Origin of the sequence: Mariniphaga sp., assembly GCF_041687215.1 — a bacterium.
Lineage (GTDB): Bacteria > Bacteroidota > Bacteroidia > Bacteroidales > Prolixibacteraceae > Mariniphaga.
The window spans coordinates 44,205-61,010 of sequence record NZ_JAWLCI010000002.1 but is presented as its reverse complement, the minus strand read 5'-3'; the positions used below and the strand labels follow the sequence as shown (position 1 = coordinate 61,010).

Sequence of the window (16,806 nt, the reverse complement as noted above, 5' to 3'; positions counted from 1 at the left end):
ATCTATTCTTCGTTTTGCCCAATCCACATACAGGGTTCTATTTTAAGATGGGTAAATACGGCTTCAAAACTTGATTTCAACGGGCTGCAGGCGTAAACGCCAATTCCCGGATTCTGAGCCGGCTGGTGTATATGTAAAATCCGCATCTGTTTAAAAACGGCATCTTTTTCAGCATATTCAATATAAACATCCTGCCCTTTGAGGCTGAGTCTGTAGCTCATTTCGTTAACAGGAAGGGGGATGTCGGTGGTTGCCCAGTCGGAAAAACCCAGGTTGGTGACAACCGACCCCAGCCGGGCAAATTGTTCGTTTTCGTACTCCACCGAAACTTTCACCCAGTTTTCGTTATCAATGAAAAGTAACACGCCACATTGGTCGTAACGGTTTTGGGTGTAAAAACTTGTTTTAACGCTGAATGTAAAATCGCCTTCAATCTTTCTCAGAAAGGCCGGGGCATTTGTTTTGCTGAATCCGTAATGCGTTCGCTGCCAGAAATCCGTTTCGGGTGCAGTTTGAATTTTCAAAACACCATCATTCAGCGTGAATTTCTGCGACGGGTTAATCCAGTAAAATTCTTCCGGATTCATGGCAGTCGGTTTTTCAGTTTATCCTGACTTTCACCACAATTTTCCTGACCGGGATATTTTCGGTTGATTTCACCGTTGGCCGGTGCGCATCCTGCGGGAAAAACAGGAAAAACTTTCCAGGCTCTGCAATTCGGTAGTTTTCATCCTCCGCAGTTAAAAACATGATGTCTTTTTCTTCGTCATACGGAATGGAAACAGTAGTGCTTTCCAGTGGCAGAACACCAATTTTTTCTTCTCCGGAAATTAAAACCTGAATATCAGCATATTTTTTGTGCGCTTCAAACAAAACATCTTCCTCGTTTCGCGTAACATATTCGTCAACATTTACGAACAAGTCAGCGCCTTCCAGTTCGTACCTTCCTTTTTCAAGTTCTGCCAGATTTTGTTCGCTCAAAAACTGAAATGCTTTATTCCAGCGGTACTGATTTTCATAATACAAACGGGCAAACTCTTTCTGATTCACCGATTTATCGGGCCGGGCTTCCCAACCCTGTTTCCATTCTCCTTGAGTAAACCATTCATTGAGTTCTTTTTCACTCCATTGGTCGGGTGTTTTGCTTTTTTGCGGGGTACATGCTATTGCCATAAAACTAATTGTTAAAATGAAAATTAATTGGGTTTTCATAAATTTCAGATTGAAGTTGTTCTTATTGAATTCAAATATGGGGAAATATTTTGAAAAATGTTGGTTTAATTAAGCCGAATCCCAACCAAATGACTGTATTTTTCAGAACATATTTACGTTTATTGAACAATTTACTAGATGAAAATCTTTCAATACTTCCTTTTGCGATGGTTTTCAGGAAACTTACCACAATTCGCTGGCGATGATCAAACCGGTGCACGAAAATTAATTCTGGGGCTAATCATATAGAAAGTTTTTTGCTTCCTTGTTTGGACCCGGATAGGACCCCGCCAGCTCCACACTTATTTTTTTTACCGGATTTTCTTCTAATTTTGAATTGATGTTCAGCATTGAAACAAAGAGAGAACTCCAAAAAGGAAATCCGGAAGCTTATAAAGAGGTTTTCCGTTTACTCTATCCACGGTTAAAGGGGTATTGTAAACTGTTTGTGCCAAACGAAAGTGAAGTGGAAGACCTCATTCAGGAATGTTTTATTACCCTCAAAATATTCCCTGTACCGGTTGGGATTACGCCAGAACATGGACAGAAAAACTGTTTTACCTGTACATTTTCTCCCTCAGTTCCTTAATTCTGTCATCTGAAACATAATCGTCGTAATCCATCAGTTTGTCGATGATGCCGTTTGGCGTGAGTTCGATGATGCGGTTGCAGGTAGATTGAATAAATTCGTGGTCGTGCGACGACATGAAGACATTTCCCGGGTATTTTACCAGGTTGTTGTTAAATGCCTGAATCGATTCCAAATCGAGGTGATTGGTCGGAGTGTCAAGGATTAAAACATTTGGATTGAGCAGCATCATTTTTGAAATCATACAGCGCATTTTTTCACCACCCGACAATACTTCCACTTTTTTATGCACCTCATCGCGGGCAAATAACATTTTTCCCAAGTAGCTCATGATGTAATAATCCGTGGTATCGGTTGTAAACTGGCAGAACCAGTCAAAAAGGCTCAATTCGCTTCGGAAATATTCAGCATTATCCAAAGGTAAATAGGCTGATGTAATGGTTTGCCCCCATTGAAACGTTCCTGAATCGGCCTGTTGTTTTCCGTTGATGATTTCGAAAAGTGTTGTCATTGCCCGGGGATCTTTCGACAGAAAAATGATTTTATCTCCTTTGTTTGCCACAAATTCCACATCTTTAAAAAGCACGGTGCCATCAAAACTGGCACTCAAACCATGCACATCGAGAATTTTATCGCCCGCTTCACGTTCCGGGGTGAAAATAATGCCGGGGTATTTCCGTGTTGACGGCTCAATTTCTTCAATATTGAGTTTCTCAATCATTTTTTTACGGCTGGTGGCCTGCTTCGATTTTTTCACGTTTGCACTAAACCGGGAAATGAACTCCTGCAGTTCGGCCTTTTTCTCTTCCGCTTTTTTGTTCTGTGCTTTTTGTTGCCGCAGCGCCAACTGGCTGCTCTGGTACCAGAAACTGTAATTTCCGGCAAATAATTTTATCTTACCGAAATCGATATCTACAATGTGTGTGCTGATGGCATCCAGAAAGTGACGGTCGTGCGAAACCACCAGCACGGTATTTTCATATTCCGAAAGATAATTCTCCAGCCACGACACCGTTTCCAAATCAAGATCGTTGGTGGGTTCATCAAGCAGCAGGTTGTCCGGTTTTCCAAAAAGTGCCTGGGCCAATAAAATCCGCACCTTCTGTTTCCCGCTCATGTCCTTCATCAGCGTGTGATGAAACTCCTCGCTTATTCCCAGGTTGCTTAACAAAATGGCAGCATCACTTTCTGCATTCCAGCCGTCCATTTCACCAAATTTCTGTTCGAGGTCGGCGGCTTTCATTCCATCTTCATCCGAAAAGTCGGGTTTGGAATACAAAGCTTCCTTTTCATGCATAATTTCCCAAAGTTGGGAGTGGCCTTTCATAACGGCGTGAATAACCAAATCTTCATCAAACGCAAAATGGTTCTGGCTCAACACAGAGAGCCGCTCGCCGGGGCCCAAACTGACATTTCCCGACGTAGAATCGATTTCCCCTGAAATGGCTTTTAAAAAAGTTGATTTTCCTGCCCCGTTTGCGCCAATAATACCGTAGCAGTTTCCTGCGGTAAATTTCAGGTTCACATCCTGAAAAAGCACTCTTTTCCCAAATTGTATCTTTAAATCTGCAACTGTTATCATCCGAATAAATTGTTATAAACTGGTTTTACTCTTTTCTTTTAAAAAAGTGTGCAAACGTAGTGATTAAAATGGTTTTACTGCACCAAAAAAAGGATTTCCGAAAATTGATAACATTGAAGTTAACTGTCTTACCCTGAAATAACTTGACATAAAAACGTCAAAAAAAATGAAATTGTCATGATATTTGGTATTTAACATCTAACGTGAAAAATTTATTCATGGCAATTCCATCGAATACCAATGAAATTAACAATTTAATGAGATAAAAAATGGGAAAGAAATCATGTTAACAGATTCCATGGAGGGATTTCAGGAAAAGCAATTAATTACAATGATTTTGAAGTAAGTTTTTGGCTGTGGCTGGTTAAGTCAAATAGAATCAGGAAGCACGTCTTATCAGGAAGCATGGGAACGATTTTTTTACCGCCATTGGAATATAAAAAAAATCATCACTATCTTTGTTTTCAATAAAATTGTAATAAAATGAACGAGATCATATTTATTGTGAAAGAATCACCTGAAGGGGGTTTTGAAGGAAGGGCTCTTGGATTTTCTATTTTTGTAGAAGGAGATACTTACGACGAAATTAAAGAAAACATACGGGATGCAGTTCATTGCCATTTTGAAGAGAAACTCCCGAAGATTATCAGGGTACATTTTACAAAAGAAGAAGTTTTTGCGGCATGAAGAAAATCCCACGGGACATTACTGGTTATGAATTAATCAAAATAATCGGAAAATTTGGTTATCAAATTACCCGGCAAACAGGAAGTCACATTCGACTTACAACAAAAGAAAATGGAATTCATCATATCACGGTTCCAAACCATAATCCTTTGAAGATTGGGACACTTTCCAATATTTTGTCGGATATAGCCAACCATTTTCAGTTATCGAAAAAGGAACTATTGGAAAAACTGTTTTAAATCAAACATCAATTTGCTTTACTAAGTTCCCCCTGTATTTCAACTGAACTTTAAAATGAATAACATATTCCTGCTAAAGTTTGTAATTGCTCAGAAAATATTCGAAGTTTACGATTTTATTTCAACGCGTATTACCTTGTCGCGAAATGAAATAGCCAAATCTACTTCTGCAGACGATTGTTTTTTCTCCCTCACCAAAAAAAGCGGTTATTTATAGCTTTATATGTTGAGTGATAAGATTTACTGGGTAATTATATGTGGAATTATGTTAGCTTTCCATGCATGACTCAAATCAATAAAAATAAAAATTGTAACAAAGTCAATCCTAAATTGCATGTTTTTCGTAATAAAGTCAACCCTGTTTAAAAGATGCCACTTTTTTCATAATCTGATAACACGCTCCAACAAGTCCCACGTTCGGCACGCCGTTATTTTCCCCTGTGCCGGTTAGAATTTTGCCGGAACAAATTTCTGCAGTCTTCGCGTATTTCGTCCACCAAATTTTTAAGGTGGGCGCAGGCTTTTTCCCGGATGGTTTACGATGTGATATGTCGCTTTTAAAAGAGATTGCGCTAATGTGTTGGACAAGATTGAATCCGATGGCCATTAACTTTTAATTATTGGCTTGAGCTGAAATAATTGGCATAAAAACAAAAAAAATGTGTTACAAAGAAGTCAATTCGTAATCAAAGATTGTATTTTTAACATTCAATATTTTTTGAACATTTAAACATTGAACCAAATGAAAAAATACATTACAACTATTTTCTTTCTTGCAATTTTTACCGTGGGAAATACCCAACCCTGGCAACCTGCCGGCGACCGGATTAAAACCCAATGGGCCGAACAAATCGATCCGGCCAATCCATTGCCCGAATATCCGCGTCCGCAACTGGTGCGTGATCAGTGGTTAAACCTTAATGGACTTTGGGATTATACCATTTTGGAACGGGGAGGAAACTTACCTGTTGCTTTCAACGGAAAAATTTTGGTTCCTTACCCCATCGAATCCAGTCTTTCCGGTGTTCAGAAAAGGGTAGGTGAAGATCAGGAATTGTGGTACCACCGCACGTTTACAATTCCTTCTTCCTGGAAAAATAAAAACGTAGTGCTTAACTTTGGCGCCGTTGACTGGAAAGCCGATGTTTGGGTAAACGACATTAAAGTGGGTTCGCATCAGGGAGGTTACACGTCTTTCAGTTTTGATATAACACCGTTTCTGAACAAAAGCGGCGAACAGAAACTGGTGTTAAAAGTGTGGGACCCAACTGACAAAGGATTTCAACCCCGCGGAAAACAGGTGAATGAGCCCCGCGGAATATGGTATACCCCGGTAACAGGCATCTGGCAAACGGTGTGGATTGAACCGGTTGAAAAGGCATATATTTCGCATCTGAAAACCGTTCCCAATATTGATGGCGGGAATGTGTTGGTTCTGGCTACCACGGCAGGCACAAATTTTTCAGATATAATCGAAGTAAAAGTTTTGGAAAACGGGAACGTGGTTGGAACAGGAAAAGCAGCCGCCGGACAAGAGGTGCTGGTTGCAGTTCCCAATGCCAAACTTTGGAGTCCCGAATCTCCTTTGCTTTACGATATGGAGGTCGCCATTCTGCGAGACGGAAAAGCCACTGATAAGGTAAAAAGTTATTTCGGAATGCGCAAAATTTCAACAGCACGCGATGAAAACGGGGTAGTTCGGATGCAATTGAATAACAAGGACTATTTTCATTTCGGTCCGCTCGACCAGGGTTGGTGGCCTGATGGATTATATACCGCACCCACAGATGAAGCGTTACTGTACGACATCAAAAAAACCAAAGATTTCGGTTTTAATATGATTCGAAAACACGTAAAAGTGGAACCGGCCCGTTGGTATTATCACTGCGACCGCGAAGGCATTCTGGTGTGGCAGGATATGCCCAATGGCGACCGCTCGCCCCAGTGGCAAATGCGTAACTATTTCAACGGACTGGAACTGCAACGGAGTGCCGAATCCGAAAAAAACTTCCGCCACGAGTGGAAAGAAATCATGGACCTTTGCTATTCCAATCCGAGTGTGGTGGTTTGGGTGCCGTTTAACGAAGCGTGGGGCCAGTTTAAAACCGCAGATATTGTGGAATGGACTAAAAACTATGATCCTTCGCGTTTAATCAATTCAGCAAGTGGCGGAAACCACTACGAGGTGGGAGATATCCTGGACATGCACAATTACCCGAACCCGGTAATGGGTTTGTATGATTCGAAACGGGTAAATGTTTTGGGTGAATATGGAGGAATCGGTCTGGTGGTAGATAACCATCTTTGGGAGGAAGGCCGCAACTGGGGGTATGTGCAGTACAAAACTTCAAAAGAAGCTACCGATGCATACATCGAAATGATTTACAGACTGAAAGAACTGATTCCCAATGGCTACTCAGGTGCTGTTTATACCCAGACCACCGACGTGGAAGTGGAGGTAAACGGGCTGATGACTTACGACAGGAAAGTGATTAAGATGGATGAAGAGCGAATCAGGAAAGCGAATCTTGAAATTTCAAATTTTCTGAATAAATAGCTATGCGGAAGCTTTTCATTTTGACTGGCTTAATGATTTTTATGTTTTCTTGCACAAATTCAGGAAAGAATGAGGAAAAGGAATGGTCAGGAAACCCGGTTTTCGAAGGCTGGTATGCCGACCCCGAAGTGATTGTTTATGACGACAAATACTGGATTTATCCTACCTTTTCTGCCCCTTACGAAGAGCAGGTGAAATTTGATTGTTTTTCGTCGCCCGACCTGGTGAACTGGACAAAACACGAAAACATCATCGACACTTCGGAAGTAAAATGGGCGCACCGGGCCATGTGGGCGCCGGGAGTAATTTCAAAAGAGGGGAAATATTACTTCTTTTTTGCTGCCAACGACGTTCATCCCGGTGAAGTGGGAGGAATTGGTGTTTCGGTTGCCGACCAGCCGGAAGGACCTTACAAAGATTTGCTGGGCGAACCGCTTATCAGTGAAAACGTAAACGGCGCACAGCCCATCGACCAGTTTGTTTTTAAAGACGTGGACGGCAGCTTTTACATGTTTTACGGAGGCTGGAGCCACTGTAACGTAGTAAAGCTGAATGATGACTTTACCGGTCTGGAGCCACTGCCCAACGGCGAAATGTTTTTGGAAGTAACACCCGAAGGTTATGTGGAAGGTCCGGTGATGTTTATTCGCAACGGAAAATATTATTTCATGTGGTCGGAAGGTGGCTGGACCGGACCCGATTACCGTGTGGCTTACGCCATTTCCGACAATCCGTTTGGGCCGTTTGAACGTGTCGGAACTGTTTTGCAGCAGGACCCGGAAGTGGCTACCGGTGCCGGACATCATTCGGTGCTGAACATTCCCGGCACCGATGAGTGGTATGCCGTGTATCACCGCCGTCCGCTTACCGAAACTTCGCCTCACCACCGGGTTACCTGTATCGACAAAATGGAGTTCAACGAAGATGGAAAAATTCTTCCGGTGAAGATTACGGATAAGGGAGTGATGGCACGACAAATTGATTAAACCATTTTTACTGAATTAGCACCACCCAATCCCTTTCCTTATTTTCCGGCGGATTTCCAATAGTAGAAATACCGGGGCCTTTCACGTTGGATATGCTTCCATTTTTTAACTCACCTCCTTCTCGTGGGTTAAACCATTTTACAATGTAGGTTTTATCTGAATCGAGCTTCAGTTTACATTCGTCTGAATTCATCGGAAGGTAAATCACATACATTTCACCGGGATTGGCGAAACAAAAAGCATTTTCCAGATTAACCAGTTCGTTGGCAGGTTTCATGGATTCAACCGGCAGAGTGTTCATAAATTGGGTGGCAATGGTGGATTGTTTCCACCAGTTTTCCCGACTGCGGAAATCTTCCAGGTTTAAATCATTATGCGGATACCGGTAACCGAAATACCACTCCACACCGGTGGCACCTCCAAGCAGTGCACCCCAAAGGCAATCTGCCCTGACTGTGTCGTGGTCTGCATCATGCGAGTCGGGCAGCACACCTTTCCAGTGCGGGCCAATTTCGTCGAGATTTACCAACCAGCGCTTTCCGGCTTTTTCCGATGCGGTTATCCAATTGGCAATACGCTGGTTTACCCGTGCCGGATTGCCGATTTGCATACTGGGCCCGTCAAAATTTTCGAAACCGAGGAACGGCGTCAGGTATTCATCTTGTTTCTCGTCGTTGGCATGGGTGTGCACCACCACAATGTTGGGAAACGGGTTGGTTTTTTTCAGGTAGTTGGCCATGGCCACTTTTTGGTCGTGGGTTTGGCCGATTGGTGTCCAGTTGGCCGGACCGTTTTCTTCGCCCATGTTCCAGGTAACAGCCAGGTGGTGGCCGAAGCGGGCAATCAGTTCGCGCAGGTAAACCATACGTTGTACATCGGTGAAACCATTGTCGAGCAACGTTTCATTTTCGGTTTCCTGCAAAACAAAATGCAGCATGATTCCGAGTTTCTGTGCATGGTCGAAAACGATTTCCCACTGGTCGAGTTTGCTGCAATCGAAACGGTAGCGTTCGTTATAGTCTTTGTAAGGCCAAACGTCTTTGCCGTCGCCCAGAATGTTCATCGTTAGCATATAAACTGAATTCACTCCGGCGGAATGGATGTAATTCAGCGCGCCAATAATTCCTTTTCCTTTTCCGCCTTGCCACATGGGATCGCCTTCGTTCCAGTCGGCCAGGTGCGGTTCATATTTGTGTAAATCTTTTTTAGGGTCGGCTTCACCTTCACGCACTTCAGTTTTCAGGCTGAAACGCGAAGTCTGGTCAAAGTCGGCAAATGCCAGAAAATTCTCGGGGCTATCGGCGCCGTTTTTAATCCATATTTCTTCGGAATCCTTAAATTTGAAATACCCTTTTCCGTCATTTACAATTCTCCCTTTTGCACGGAAATCGTCCCCGGTTTTATCTGATTTTTCAACGGTGAAAATTCCTTCCCGCCCATCAATTGAAATGACAGGTTCACCAAATTCATCATTCTCTTTCACCACAATATCTTTTCCTTTTTTTAAAGAAATTTTGAACTTCCATTCGCCGGGTTTGTCAGGCCGGAACCGCACTTTCCAAATATTTCCCCCTTCAGCTGAAGTTTCGGCGGCATTTATTTCCGCAGCGAAAAATCCAGGTACGGTATAACTCCTGTTTCCGTTAGTAAACGTTGCTTCCAGTTTATAATCCAGAAACGGATTTTCTTTTGCATATTCCGAAGCAAGCGGACCTGGAATAACCAGCGTAACTTTGTGCCATTGTTTCAATTCCCCGTCAATTAAAATATACGGTTCATCGGCTTTTGATTTGGTAAAAAGAAAGAAAATCAGAAAAATGTAAATCAGGTTTTTCATTGTTTTGAATTTTAATGATGCAAATAATGTATTATAATTTATACTTTAAACTCTCTTGTGTTTTCTGGCATTCCGGTTTCCGCCGATTTGTAAACTGCTTCCTGAACGGCCAGACTTTTCAGATAGTCGGGGCCGTTTGTTTCAAACTCATTTCCATTGAGCAGGCAGTCGATAAAATGGCGCTGAGTGGTGTAAACACAATCGCCGGCAAAATTTATGGGTTGCATTTCGTATTGATGTTCTTTTTCCTTTTCGCCCAGTTTCTGAATGGTAATTTTTCCGCTGGAATACAAACGGATGGTACCTTTCGTTCCGTCCACCTGAAATTCGCCGAAAGTCAGGCGTGGATTTTCGTAGTTGGGTTCATTGTAGCGGTTGGCGTCCCAGACAGCCAGCAGGTCCGGATTTTCGAATTCAAAATTCACCAGCGCAAAATCTTCACCGGCAATCACCGGGTTCAATTTTTTCAGCCAGGCAAATACACGCTTGATTTCTCCGCCCAGGTACCGAAACGTGTCGATAAAATGAATGCCGTTTTCATAAACAATCAAACGCGGATATTCCCGAAAATATGGTTGCCTTGGAATGTAGGCATTTTCGCCCCAGCCGTCGCCCATGCGTTTGCGCCAGTTCATAAAATGCACTTTCCCTATTTCTTCATTTAGAATGAGCTTTTTAATTTCGCGGTGCCAGGGCTGAAACCGCCAGTTTTCGTGTACCATAAAACGGATACCGGTTTTGGTGGCGTATTCCACAATTTTTTTTCCTTCTTTGAAGGTTGGCGCCAGCGGCTTTTGGCAAATGACATCAATATCCCGGTCCGCTGCAAACTTTGTCATTTCCAAATGGGTTTCCGGTGGAGTGATGATGTCAACAAAATCGGGCTTTTCTTTTTCAATCATTTCTCGGTAATCGGTGTAATGCCGTTGAATTCCATATTTTTTCATGTAAGGCCTTGCTTTTTCCGCATCGCGGTTGCACAGGGCTGTAATTTCCACTTCGGGAATCCGGGTCCATGCTTCGTATTGAAACGGACTGAAATAGCCGGCACCAATACCCACGCCTTTCAATTGCTTCATACCTTATTCGGTTTGAGTAATCTTTTCAATTGGGGTTATTTCCAGCTTTCTGAACTCTACCTCTGAGCCTTCAGCCTGAACGGCAATTTGTCCTATGGTCGCTGTACAATCGTATCCGTAATTGACCAAATCGCCGTTTACCCATACTTTTATTTCGTCTCCCACGCATTCAATTATCATCGTATTCCATTCGCCAACCGGATTTTCTGAGCCGTCGGTCAGGTTTAATATCCTGCGTTTTTTTCCTTCGGTAATTCCCCACTCTTCTTTGGGACCGCGTCGTTCCTCCATGTCGGGTACGGTAATGTCTTCCACAATGCACCAGAAGTCGCCGGCGTTTTCATGCATCATCTGCACTTCCAGCGATTTGGGAAACATACCATATAGCGCCCTCGGAGTGGATGCGTGCACCAGCACACCGCAATTTCCGGGTTCTCCGGCAAAGCGATACTCTGCTTCCAGCCGATAATTCTGATACACCGAATCGGTAATCAGGTGGCCACCTGGAGTGCCCAGGCTCACCAGCATTCCATCGCGCACAATAAACGGATTGATGGTGTCGGGGTTGTTGTCCATAGCCGGCACATCCACGTGCCAACCGGTGAGGTTAGTGCCGTTGAACAGGCTGATGGTTTTTTGTTCGGAGTTTTTGCAGGACAATGCTGCAAAGAAGATGATTAGAATTAAAAGATTGTTTTTCATGATATTTAATTTTTAAAGTTATTGTTTTTCGTTATTAAGTTGCTCTTTCAGGGCGCTTTTTTATTGTACTGTTCGCTACCCCAAAGCGTTGCCGTTGGGTTGAAATAATTTGCCCTTTCAGGGCGTAGAACTGATTCAACTATTTTATTATTTATTTCCATATTATTCTATTTCATTTTTCAATTCAAATTTCGATTTAATATCCAGTTCCAATTTTTTCGGGCTGAAAGCCCAGATTATTTCAGCCCGGTGGCACCGCTCCGGGAAAGAAACGGCCAACCGTTTGTCTTCGCCCTGAAAGGGCAGATTAAATTTATTACATCATTACCCATTCAATATCGGTTTATTCGGGTGCATAAATTCCCAACTTACAATGGCAATAAATGCCAGCGTCGCCCCGGTATAAAAAAACGGCTCTTCAGAACCGGTCCAGGCCTGCAAATATGGAAATGCCAGCGCTGTGATAAATGAACCCAGATTACCGGCCATATTCATGGTTCCGGAAACGGCGCCCGAATTCCTCCGGCCAATATCCACGCAAAACGACCAGGACGGACTTAACGTCATGTCGGCGCCAAAAATGGCCAAAGTCAGAAACAGCACGGCGCCGGTTACTGTTTCCATGTGCAGGCTGCCCAGTAAACCGATGATTACCAGTACAAAACCGGCGATTGCTGGAATACGCCGCGACATTTTCCAGTTCCCTTTTTTGTAAATCACATCTACCAGCCAGCCCGAAAACCAGTTACCCAAAGCTCCTCCAATCAAGGGCGCCGAGGCATAAAAACCCGCTTCCACAATTTCGAGGCTGTATTTGGTTTGCAGGTGTGGGAAAAGCCAGGTGAGCGTAAAAAAGAAGGTGAAGTTACTGGCAAAATACTGCAGCATGGCCAGCCACATATTCCCCGATTTCAGCATTGTATCCATTCGTATTCCGGCTTTTTCGGTAATGTCGGTTTGTTGCCGGTTATTCATGATATAATTTTTCTCTTCCTCTGAAATTCCTTTATGTTCTTCGGGTGTATTTCTGAACCAAAAAAACCAGAAAATTGCCCATAAAATTCCAATAATCCCAAGGATTACAAAAGTGATTCGCCATCCGGTGGCATGAATGAGCCAGGCGACCAGAGGCAACGCAAACGCTGCTCCGAGGCGGGAACCCGAAAAGTTGATTCCGGTTACCAGTCCGCGTTCTTTTAGCGGATACCAGGAATAAACGGCCCGTGAAATTCCGGGAAATGCTCCTGCTTCGCTGGCTCCGAAAAGGAACCGGACCACCAGCATGGAAGCATAATTCCAGGTGGCGGCTGTCAGTGCTGTAAATACCGACCATAAAATTACAATGGTAGTCAGGATTTTACGTGGTCCCAGGCGGTCGGCCAACATACCCGAAGGCGTTTGAAAAAGCGCATAGCCCAGTGCAAAGGCCGAAAGTACCCATCCCATCTGTTTGTCGGAAAACCCAAGCGAATCGGAAATGGGAATTTTTGCTGCCGAAATGCAGGCGCGGTCAATGTAAAGCAGCAACGACAGGAAAAATGTTCCGAAAACAAGCATTACGCGGGTTGGTATCCGTTTTTTCATCGTTTTTAAATTAATTGGTTACTGTTCTTCCGGAAATTCGTAAGTTTTACTCAGCACAAATTTATCGAACCGGAACCCGTCTTCGCGCATGGAAAATGATATCACATGCTCTCCCGGTGAAGGAATTTCAAGAAAAATTAATTGCTCTTCGCCGCAATGGACTTCCTCAGTACGTTGTTTGCTGGCCCAGGTCCACTGGTTTTTTCCCTCGCACCACTGCATGCGCTGGCCACTTTCCGGCCAGGTTCCGTTCAGTCCCACGTGAATCCCGTTATCTTCGGCGCCGGTTGAAAAGGCCCTGACCCAAACGTAATATTTCCCGGGATTTTCAACCTGAACTTTATAACTAACGATGGCCATTTTTCCCGGTTCGTTGGAGAAGTTTTCCCCGCGTATCAGTTTATCGTCGTGTGTTTGTCGTGTATCGGGTAAAACAGCAATGAATTGATTTCCACCGGCAGTTTCGCATTGAACAGGTTCTGTGCCTTTGTAAAGCAGAACGCTTTGGTTGTCAATTGCATACCATTTCCGGATTTCATCTTTTTCCTGTTTAAAAAAGTGTTCGGCTTCCACAGCCACTTTTCCGTTTTTTTCCACATTAATTTGGGAAAGTGCAAAAGCTGGAATTAGCAGCACAAAAAATAGAAATTGAATTTTTTTCATTGTATTGATTTTAGATAAATTTCAGAATGGCTTTGCAAATGGCATCGTCGCCGCCTAAGTTTCCGGGAAAGGGCATGTAAATCAACGCCGGAAAAGGTTTACAATCGTTGAGTTGCCACACCGGAACACCTGGAATGATTTGCCCGAGCACCTTCGCTTTTTTTACATGAAATGATTTGGTCAAAATATCGCTGGATGTGATTCCTCCTTTGGCAATAAAAAAACGGGGTCTGACTTTTATTCCCCTCACCGCTGCCACCACACCTGCCGAAACGCGGTTTACAATCTGAAGGCTTTCATCAGCCGTTTTTCCTTTAATCACTTCCCGGCTGGTATAAATTACCACAATCCGGTCAAGTTCAAGATTGGCATTTATTTTTGCTGAAACCCTTTTCGTTTCGGTTTTAAAACCTGATTCATCCAATAATTTTTTAGCCTGAATTTCTATGTATTCCACCGGTAAATGTTGTTTCAGGTAATCCAATTGTTTGGAAGTCATAGGCACATAGGAACCAACGGCCACTACGCCACCTTTTCCTGTGGTTTCGATTTGGTCTCTTTTCAGCGGCAATTTTAACGGCAAACCGGCCAGACTCGGAACAATGGAAGCTGCTGTTCGAAATAAAACCGGTTTTAAACCCTGTTTAACTGCGTTGTAAAATCCGGCGGAGAAAACATCCAAATCGGATTGGGCCGTTGCATTTACAATACAAACCTGCCCGTTTTGCAACTCCTTTAAAACGGATGCAACTTTTTCTGGTCCTTCTTCCCTTAAATCATTCAGACTGATGGAAACTACCTGCGAAGCTTTTATCCTGCCTTTGGTTTTTTCTTCCACATAATCTTTCAGGTTGGAAGAGCGATACCCAAAACTGGAATCCTGCGCAAAAGGGGTTTTTCCTGCAGGAATAAGGTTTTCTCCGTCGCGGACGTAATGCACGTCGTCAATGGTCACTCTTCCGCCTTCAAAAAAAGCCGGGATTAAAATGTGCGGCGCGTTTTTTATTCCCAGTCCTTCTCCCAGTGCATCAACCTCGTTGGGATAATGACCGCGCAGGGTAGAGTCGCCACGACTGATGACCAGCGTTTTCCGGCCTGTTTTTTCAGATGCATTTTTAATGTTCCGGCCAATTTCGAATGCCAGCCGGTTTGCATTTTCAGGAATCAGGCTACGCGAATTGGTTAGGATAAAAAAGAGGGAAGTGTTTGCGCTTAATTCAGCTTCAATCTCTTTTTCGCCCCAGATAGTTAAAACCGGTACATCGTAAATGGTTTGTGTTCCGGTGGGATCATCGTCTAAAACGATAATGGTCAGCCCCGAATCCAGAAAGGCTTCCCGGTTTTTTCCGGTTAGCTGTTCGGGATATTCCGAAGGCAAGGATTGAATAGTTTCAGTATAATTTGTCATGATTCTTCAATTACAATGACCCGGCACGGAGCCCCGTCGCCATCTTTTATTTTCAACGGCAGGGCAACGAGCTGTACTTTCTGTTTTGTTATTTTTTCCAGATTAGTTAGCCCTTCCACAATCAGAACATCGCCGCCCAAAAGTATCCGGTGGATTTCCATCAGCTTTTCCAGGTTGTTCACATCGGCTATTGAAGGCGGTTCCACTCCAATGAATGCGATGCCTTTTTTGATGCACCACTCTGCCAGTTCCCGGCTTATTCCCGGAAGTCCGTCGCGGTAAACCGGCTCATTTACAAACCGGCTCCAACCGGTTCGGAAAATAAGTCCTTCCTCCTTTTGAATTTGGTTGCCCACTTCACCCAAATCGGAAACCGTAATTTCTGTGTTGGGTTGAATTCCGGTTAAATCGACAACGTAACACGAAACAAAAAACCGGGCAGGATCAACCTGGTCAATGGATTTATCATTCACTTCAAAATGAACAGGTGCATCCATGTGTGTGCCGGAGTGCGAGTAAAGGTGCAGTGTTTTGGCGTTCCAGCCGTCCTTTGAAAAGATTTTGGCCGGCTCAAAGTCTACGCCCCTCATTCCAGGCTGGTATGTTAATGTGACGTCGATGAATTTCATATTTCAAGTCGTTGAATGATCGCATCTGCAATTTCCGTTGTCCCTGCTGTTCCGCCCAAATCAACCGGGAGTATTCCCTCGGAACAGGTTTTGTCCATAGCCGCCATCAGTTTTTCTGCCGCGGTGATTTCTCCCAGGTGTTTCAGCATCAGTGAGGCCGACCAAATCGTTCCCAGCGGATTGGCAATGTTTTTTCCGGCAATGTCGGGCGCCGAACCGTGAATAGGTTCGAACATCGAAGGAAACTCTTTTTCCGGATTGATATTCCCCGAACCTCCCAAACCGAGGCTGCCCATCACAGCGCCACCCAAATCGCTTAAAATGTCGCCGAAAAGATTCGTAGTGAGCACCACATCAAAAATTTCGGGACGGAGCACAAAATTGGCCGAGCAGTTGTCGATGTACATCTGGAAATGTTCTACATCCGGATATTGGCTTGCCACCTCTTTTATCAACCTGTCCCAGTATGTGAGGCTGTTTATTAATGTATTCGATTTGGTAATGTGGTGCACTTTTTTCCGGCGTTTGCGAGCCAGTTGAAAAGCATAATGTGCCACCCGCTCAATTCCGCGGCGGGTAAACACGCTGGTGTCGATTCCCATACCGTTGGGCGAGTCGGGCATTATCTGACTGCCCACCTGCACAAATTCGCCTTCTGTATTCTCACGCACCACCACAAAGTCGATGTTTTTCTTTTCTTTCAGTGGACCATGAAAACCAGGCCAGGTACGCACCGGACGGTAGTTTACATACTGCTGAAAACCGGTCCTCACTTTAAAGGTGTAATCTTTGGCAGGAAGTGTATCGTCCACTTCGGGTAACCCCACAGAACCAAAAAAAATGGCATCAAAAGGTTTCAGAATTTCCAATCCGTTGACCGGCATAAATTCACCGTTTTTCAGGTAATTTCCGGCTCCCCACGGGAAAAATTCCTTTTCCAGTTGAAACCCTTCTTTTTCGCCCAACGCATCCGCCACTTTTAATGCGGCCGGAACAATTTCCAGCCCAATCCCGTCGCCGGGAACAACAGCTATTTTGAATGTATTCATTTT

At 43.9% G+C, this 16,806-nt stretch carries 18 protein-coding genes; 6 read left to right on the top strand and 12 right to left on the bottom strand.

Annotated elements, in window-relative coordinates; all coding sequences use genetic code 11:
• Positions 1 to 2: 2 nt before the first annotated feature.
• Together ACESMA_RS01525 and ACESMA_RS01520 are read right to left on the bottom strand one after the other, a co-directional pair.
• The gene (locus tag ACESMA_RS01525) at positions 3 to 587 is read right to left on the bottom strand and encodes a DUF1349 domain-containing protein (RefSeq protein WP_372946985.1); all 585 of its coding nucleotides are present in this window, start codon (positions 585 to 587) and stop codon (positions 3 to 5) included.
• Positions 588 to 600: 13 nt separating this feature from the next.
• Complete coding sequence (locus tag ACESMA_RS01520) at positions 601 to 1,212, bottom strand: YhcH/YjgK/YiaL family protein (protein ID WP_372946984.1); 612 nt, start codon at positions 1,210 to 1,212, stop codon at positions 601 to 603.
• Positions 1,213 to 1,552: 340 nt separating this feature from the next.
• Here ACESMA_RS01520 and ACESMA_RS01515 point away from each other — a divergent pair, with 340 nt between their 5' ends.
• Positions 1,553 to 1,801, top strand: coding sequence for an RNA polymerase sigma factor (locus tag ACESMA_RS01515; protein ID WP_372946983.1), 249 nt, complete (start codon positions 1,553 to 1,555; stop codon positions 1,799 to 1,801).
• On the opposite strand, the gene ACESMA_RS01510 is transcribed toward ACESMA_RS01515, so the two are convergent.
• Positions 1,770 to 3,383 carry an ABC-F family ATP-binding cassette domain-containing protein gene (locus ACESMA_RS01510; protein WP_372946982.1) on the bottom strand — a complete coding sequence of 538 codons (1,614 nt, stop codon included), beginning with the start codon at positions 3,381 to 3,383 and terminating at the stop codon, positions 1,770 to 1,772. The genes ACESMA_RS01515 and ACESMA_RS01510 overlap by 32 nt on opposite strands.
• Positions 3,384 to 3,866: 483 nt before the next feature.
• Between ACESMA_RS01510 and ACESMA_RS01505 the strand changes: the two genes are divergently transcribed.
• Genes ACESMA_RS01505 through ACESMA_RS01495 form a run of 3 tightly spaced genes read left to right on the top strand, consistent with a single transcriptional unit; the run spans position 3,867 to position 4,526 of the window.
• The gene (locus tag ACESMA_RS01505; protein ID WP_372946981.1) at positions 3,867 to 4,070 is read left to right on the top strand and encodes a 2-oxoisovalerate dehydrogenase E1 subunit beta; all 204 of its coding nucleotides are present in this window, start codon (positions 3,867 to 3,869) and stop codon (positions 4,068 to 4,070) included.
• Positions 4,067 to 4,309, top strand: coding sequence for a type II toxin-antitoxin system HicA family toxin (locus tag ACESMA_RS01500; protein ID WP_372946980.1), 243 nt, complete (start codon positions 4,067 to 4,069; stop codon positions 4,307 to 4,309). Before ACESMA_RS01505 ends, ACESMA_RS01500 begins: the two co-directional genes overlap by 4 nt.
• A 55-nt stretch (positions 4,310 to 4,364) precedes the next feature.
• Positions 4,365 to 4,526, top strand: a complete 162-nt coding sequence (locus tag ACESMA_RS01495) for a hypothetical protein (protein WP_372946979.1) — start codon at positions 4,365 to 4,367, stop codon at positions 4,524 to 4,526.
• 135 nt (positions 4,527 to 4,661) lie between these two features.
• On the opposite strand, the gene ACESMA_RS01490 is transcribed toward ACESMA_RS01495, so the two are convergent.
• Complete coding sequence (locus tag ACESMA_RS01490; protein WP_372946978.1) at positions 4,662 to 4,916, bottom strand: hypothetical protein; 255 nt, start codon at positions 4,914 to 4,916, stop codon at positions 4,662 to 4,664.
• Positions 4,917 to 5,051: 135 nt separating this feature from the next.
• Here ACESMA_RS01490 and ACESMA_RS01485 point away from each other — a divergent pair, with 135 nt between their 5' ends.
• The gene (locus ACESMA_RS01485; RefSeq protein ID WP_372946977.1) at positions 5,052 to 6,866 is read left to right on the top strand and encodes a glycoside hydrolase family 2 protein; all 1,815 of its coding nucleotides are present in this window, start codon (positions 5,052 to 5,054) and stop codon (positions 6,864 to 6,866) included.
• A gap of 41 nt (positions 6,867 to 6,907) precedes the next feature.
• Positions 6,908 to 7,852, top strand: a complete 945-nt coding sequence (locus tag ACESMA_RS01480) for a glycoside hydrolase family 43 protein (protein WP_372946976.1) — start codon at positions 6,908 to 6,910, stop codon at positions 7,850 to 7,852.
• 7 nt (positions 7,853 to 7,859) lie between these two features.
• Here ACESMA_RS01480 and ACESMA_RS01475 read toward each other — a convergent pair whose 3' ends face one another.
• From ACESMA_RS01475 to ACESMA_RS01440, 8 genes are all read right to left on the bottom strand, one after another.
• Positions 7,860 to 9,689, bottom strand: coding sequence for a DUF5060 domain-containing protein (locus tag ACESMA_RS01475; RefSeq protein WP_372946975.1), 1,830 nt, complete (start codon positions 9,687 to 9,689; stop codon positions 7,860 to 7,862).
• A 38-nt stretch (positions 9,690 to 9,727) separates the two neighbouring features.
• Entirely contained in the window at positions 9,728 to 10,768 is a 1,041-nt protein-coding gene (locus ACESMA_RS01470; protein WP_372946974.1) for a Gfo/Idh/MocA family protein, read from the bottom strand.
• 3 nt (positions 10,769 to 10,771) lie between these two features.
• Positions 10,772 to 11,470 (bottom strand): DUF1080 domain-containing protein, encoded by a 699-nt coding sequence (locus tag ACESMA_RS01465; RefSeq protein ID WP_372946973.1) that lies wholly within the window; start codon positions 11,468 to 11,470, stop codon positions 10,772 to 10,774.
• A gap of 324 nt (positions 11,471 to 11,794) precedes the next feature.
• Positions 11,795 to 13,054, bottom strand: coding sequence for an MFS transporter (locus ACESMA_RS01460; RefSeq protein WP_372946972.1), 1,260 nt, complete (start codon positions 13,052 to 13,054; stop codon positions 11,795 to 11,797).
• Positions 13,055 to 13,072: 18 nt separating this feature from the next.
• Positions 13,073 to 13,717 carry a hypothetical protein gene (locus tag ACESMA_RS01455; RefSeq protein WP_372946971.1) on the bottom strand — a complete coding sequence of 215 codons (645 nt, stop codon included), beginning with the start codon at positions 13,715 to 13,717 and terminating at the stop codon, positions 13,073 to 13,075.
• Positions 13,718 to 13,727: 10 nt separating this feature from the next.
• Positions 13,728 to 15,125: a four-carbon acid sugar kinase family protein gene (locus ACESMA_RS01450; protein WP_372946970.1), complete on the bottom strand. Its 1,398-nt coding sequence runs from the start codon at positions 15,123 to 15,125 to the stop codon at positions 13,728 to 13,730.
• Positions 15,122 to 15,754: a cyclase family protein gene (locus ACESMA_RS01445; RefSeq protein ID WP_372946969.1), complete on the bottom strand. Its 633-nt coding sequence runs from the start codon at positions 15,752 to 15,754 to the stop codon at positions 15,122 to 15,124. The genes ACESMA_RS01450 and ACESMA_RS01445 overlap by 4 nt, the downstream gene beginning before the upstream one ends.
• Positions 15,751 to 16,803 (bottom strand): isocitrate/isopropylmalate dehydrogenase family protein, encoded by a 1,053-nt coding sequence (locus ACESMA_RS01440; RefSeq protein ID WP_372946968.1) that lies wholly within the window; start codon positions 16,801 to 16,803, stop codon positions 15,751 to 15,753. The genes ACESMA_RS01445 and ACESMA_RS01440 overlap by 4 nt, the downstream gene beginning before the upstream one ends.
• Positions 16,804 to 16,806 lie beyond the last annotated feature (3 nt).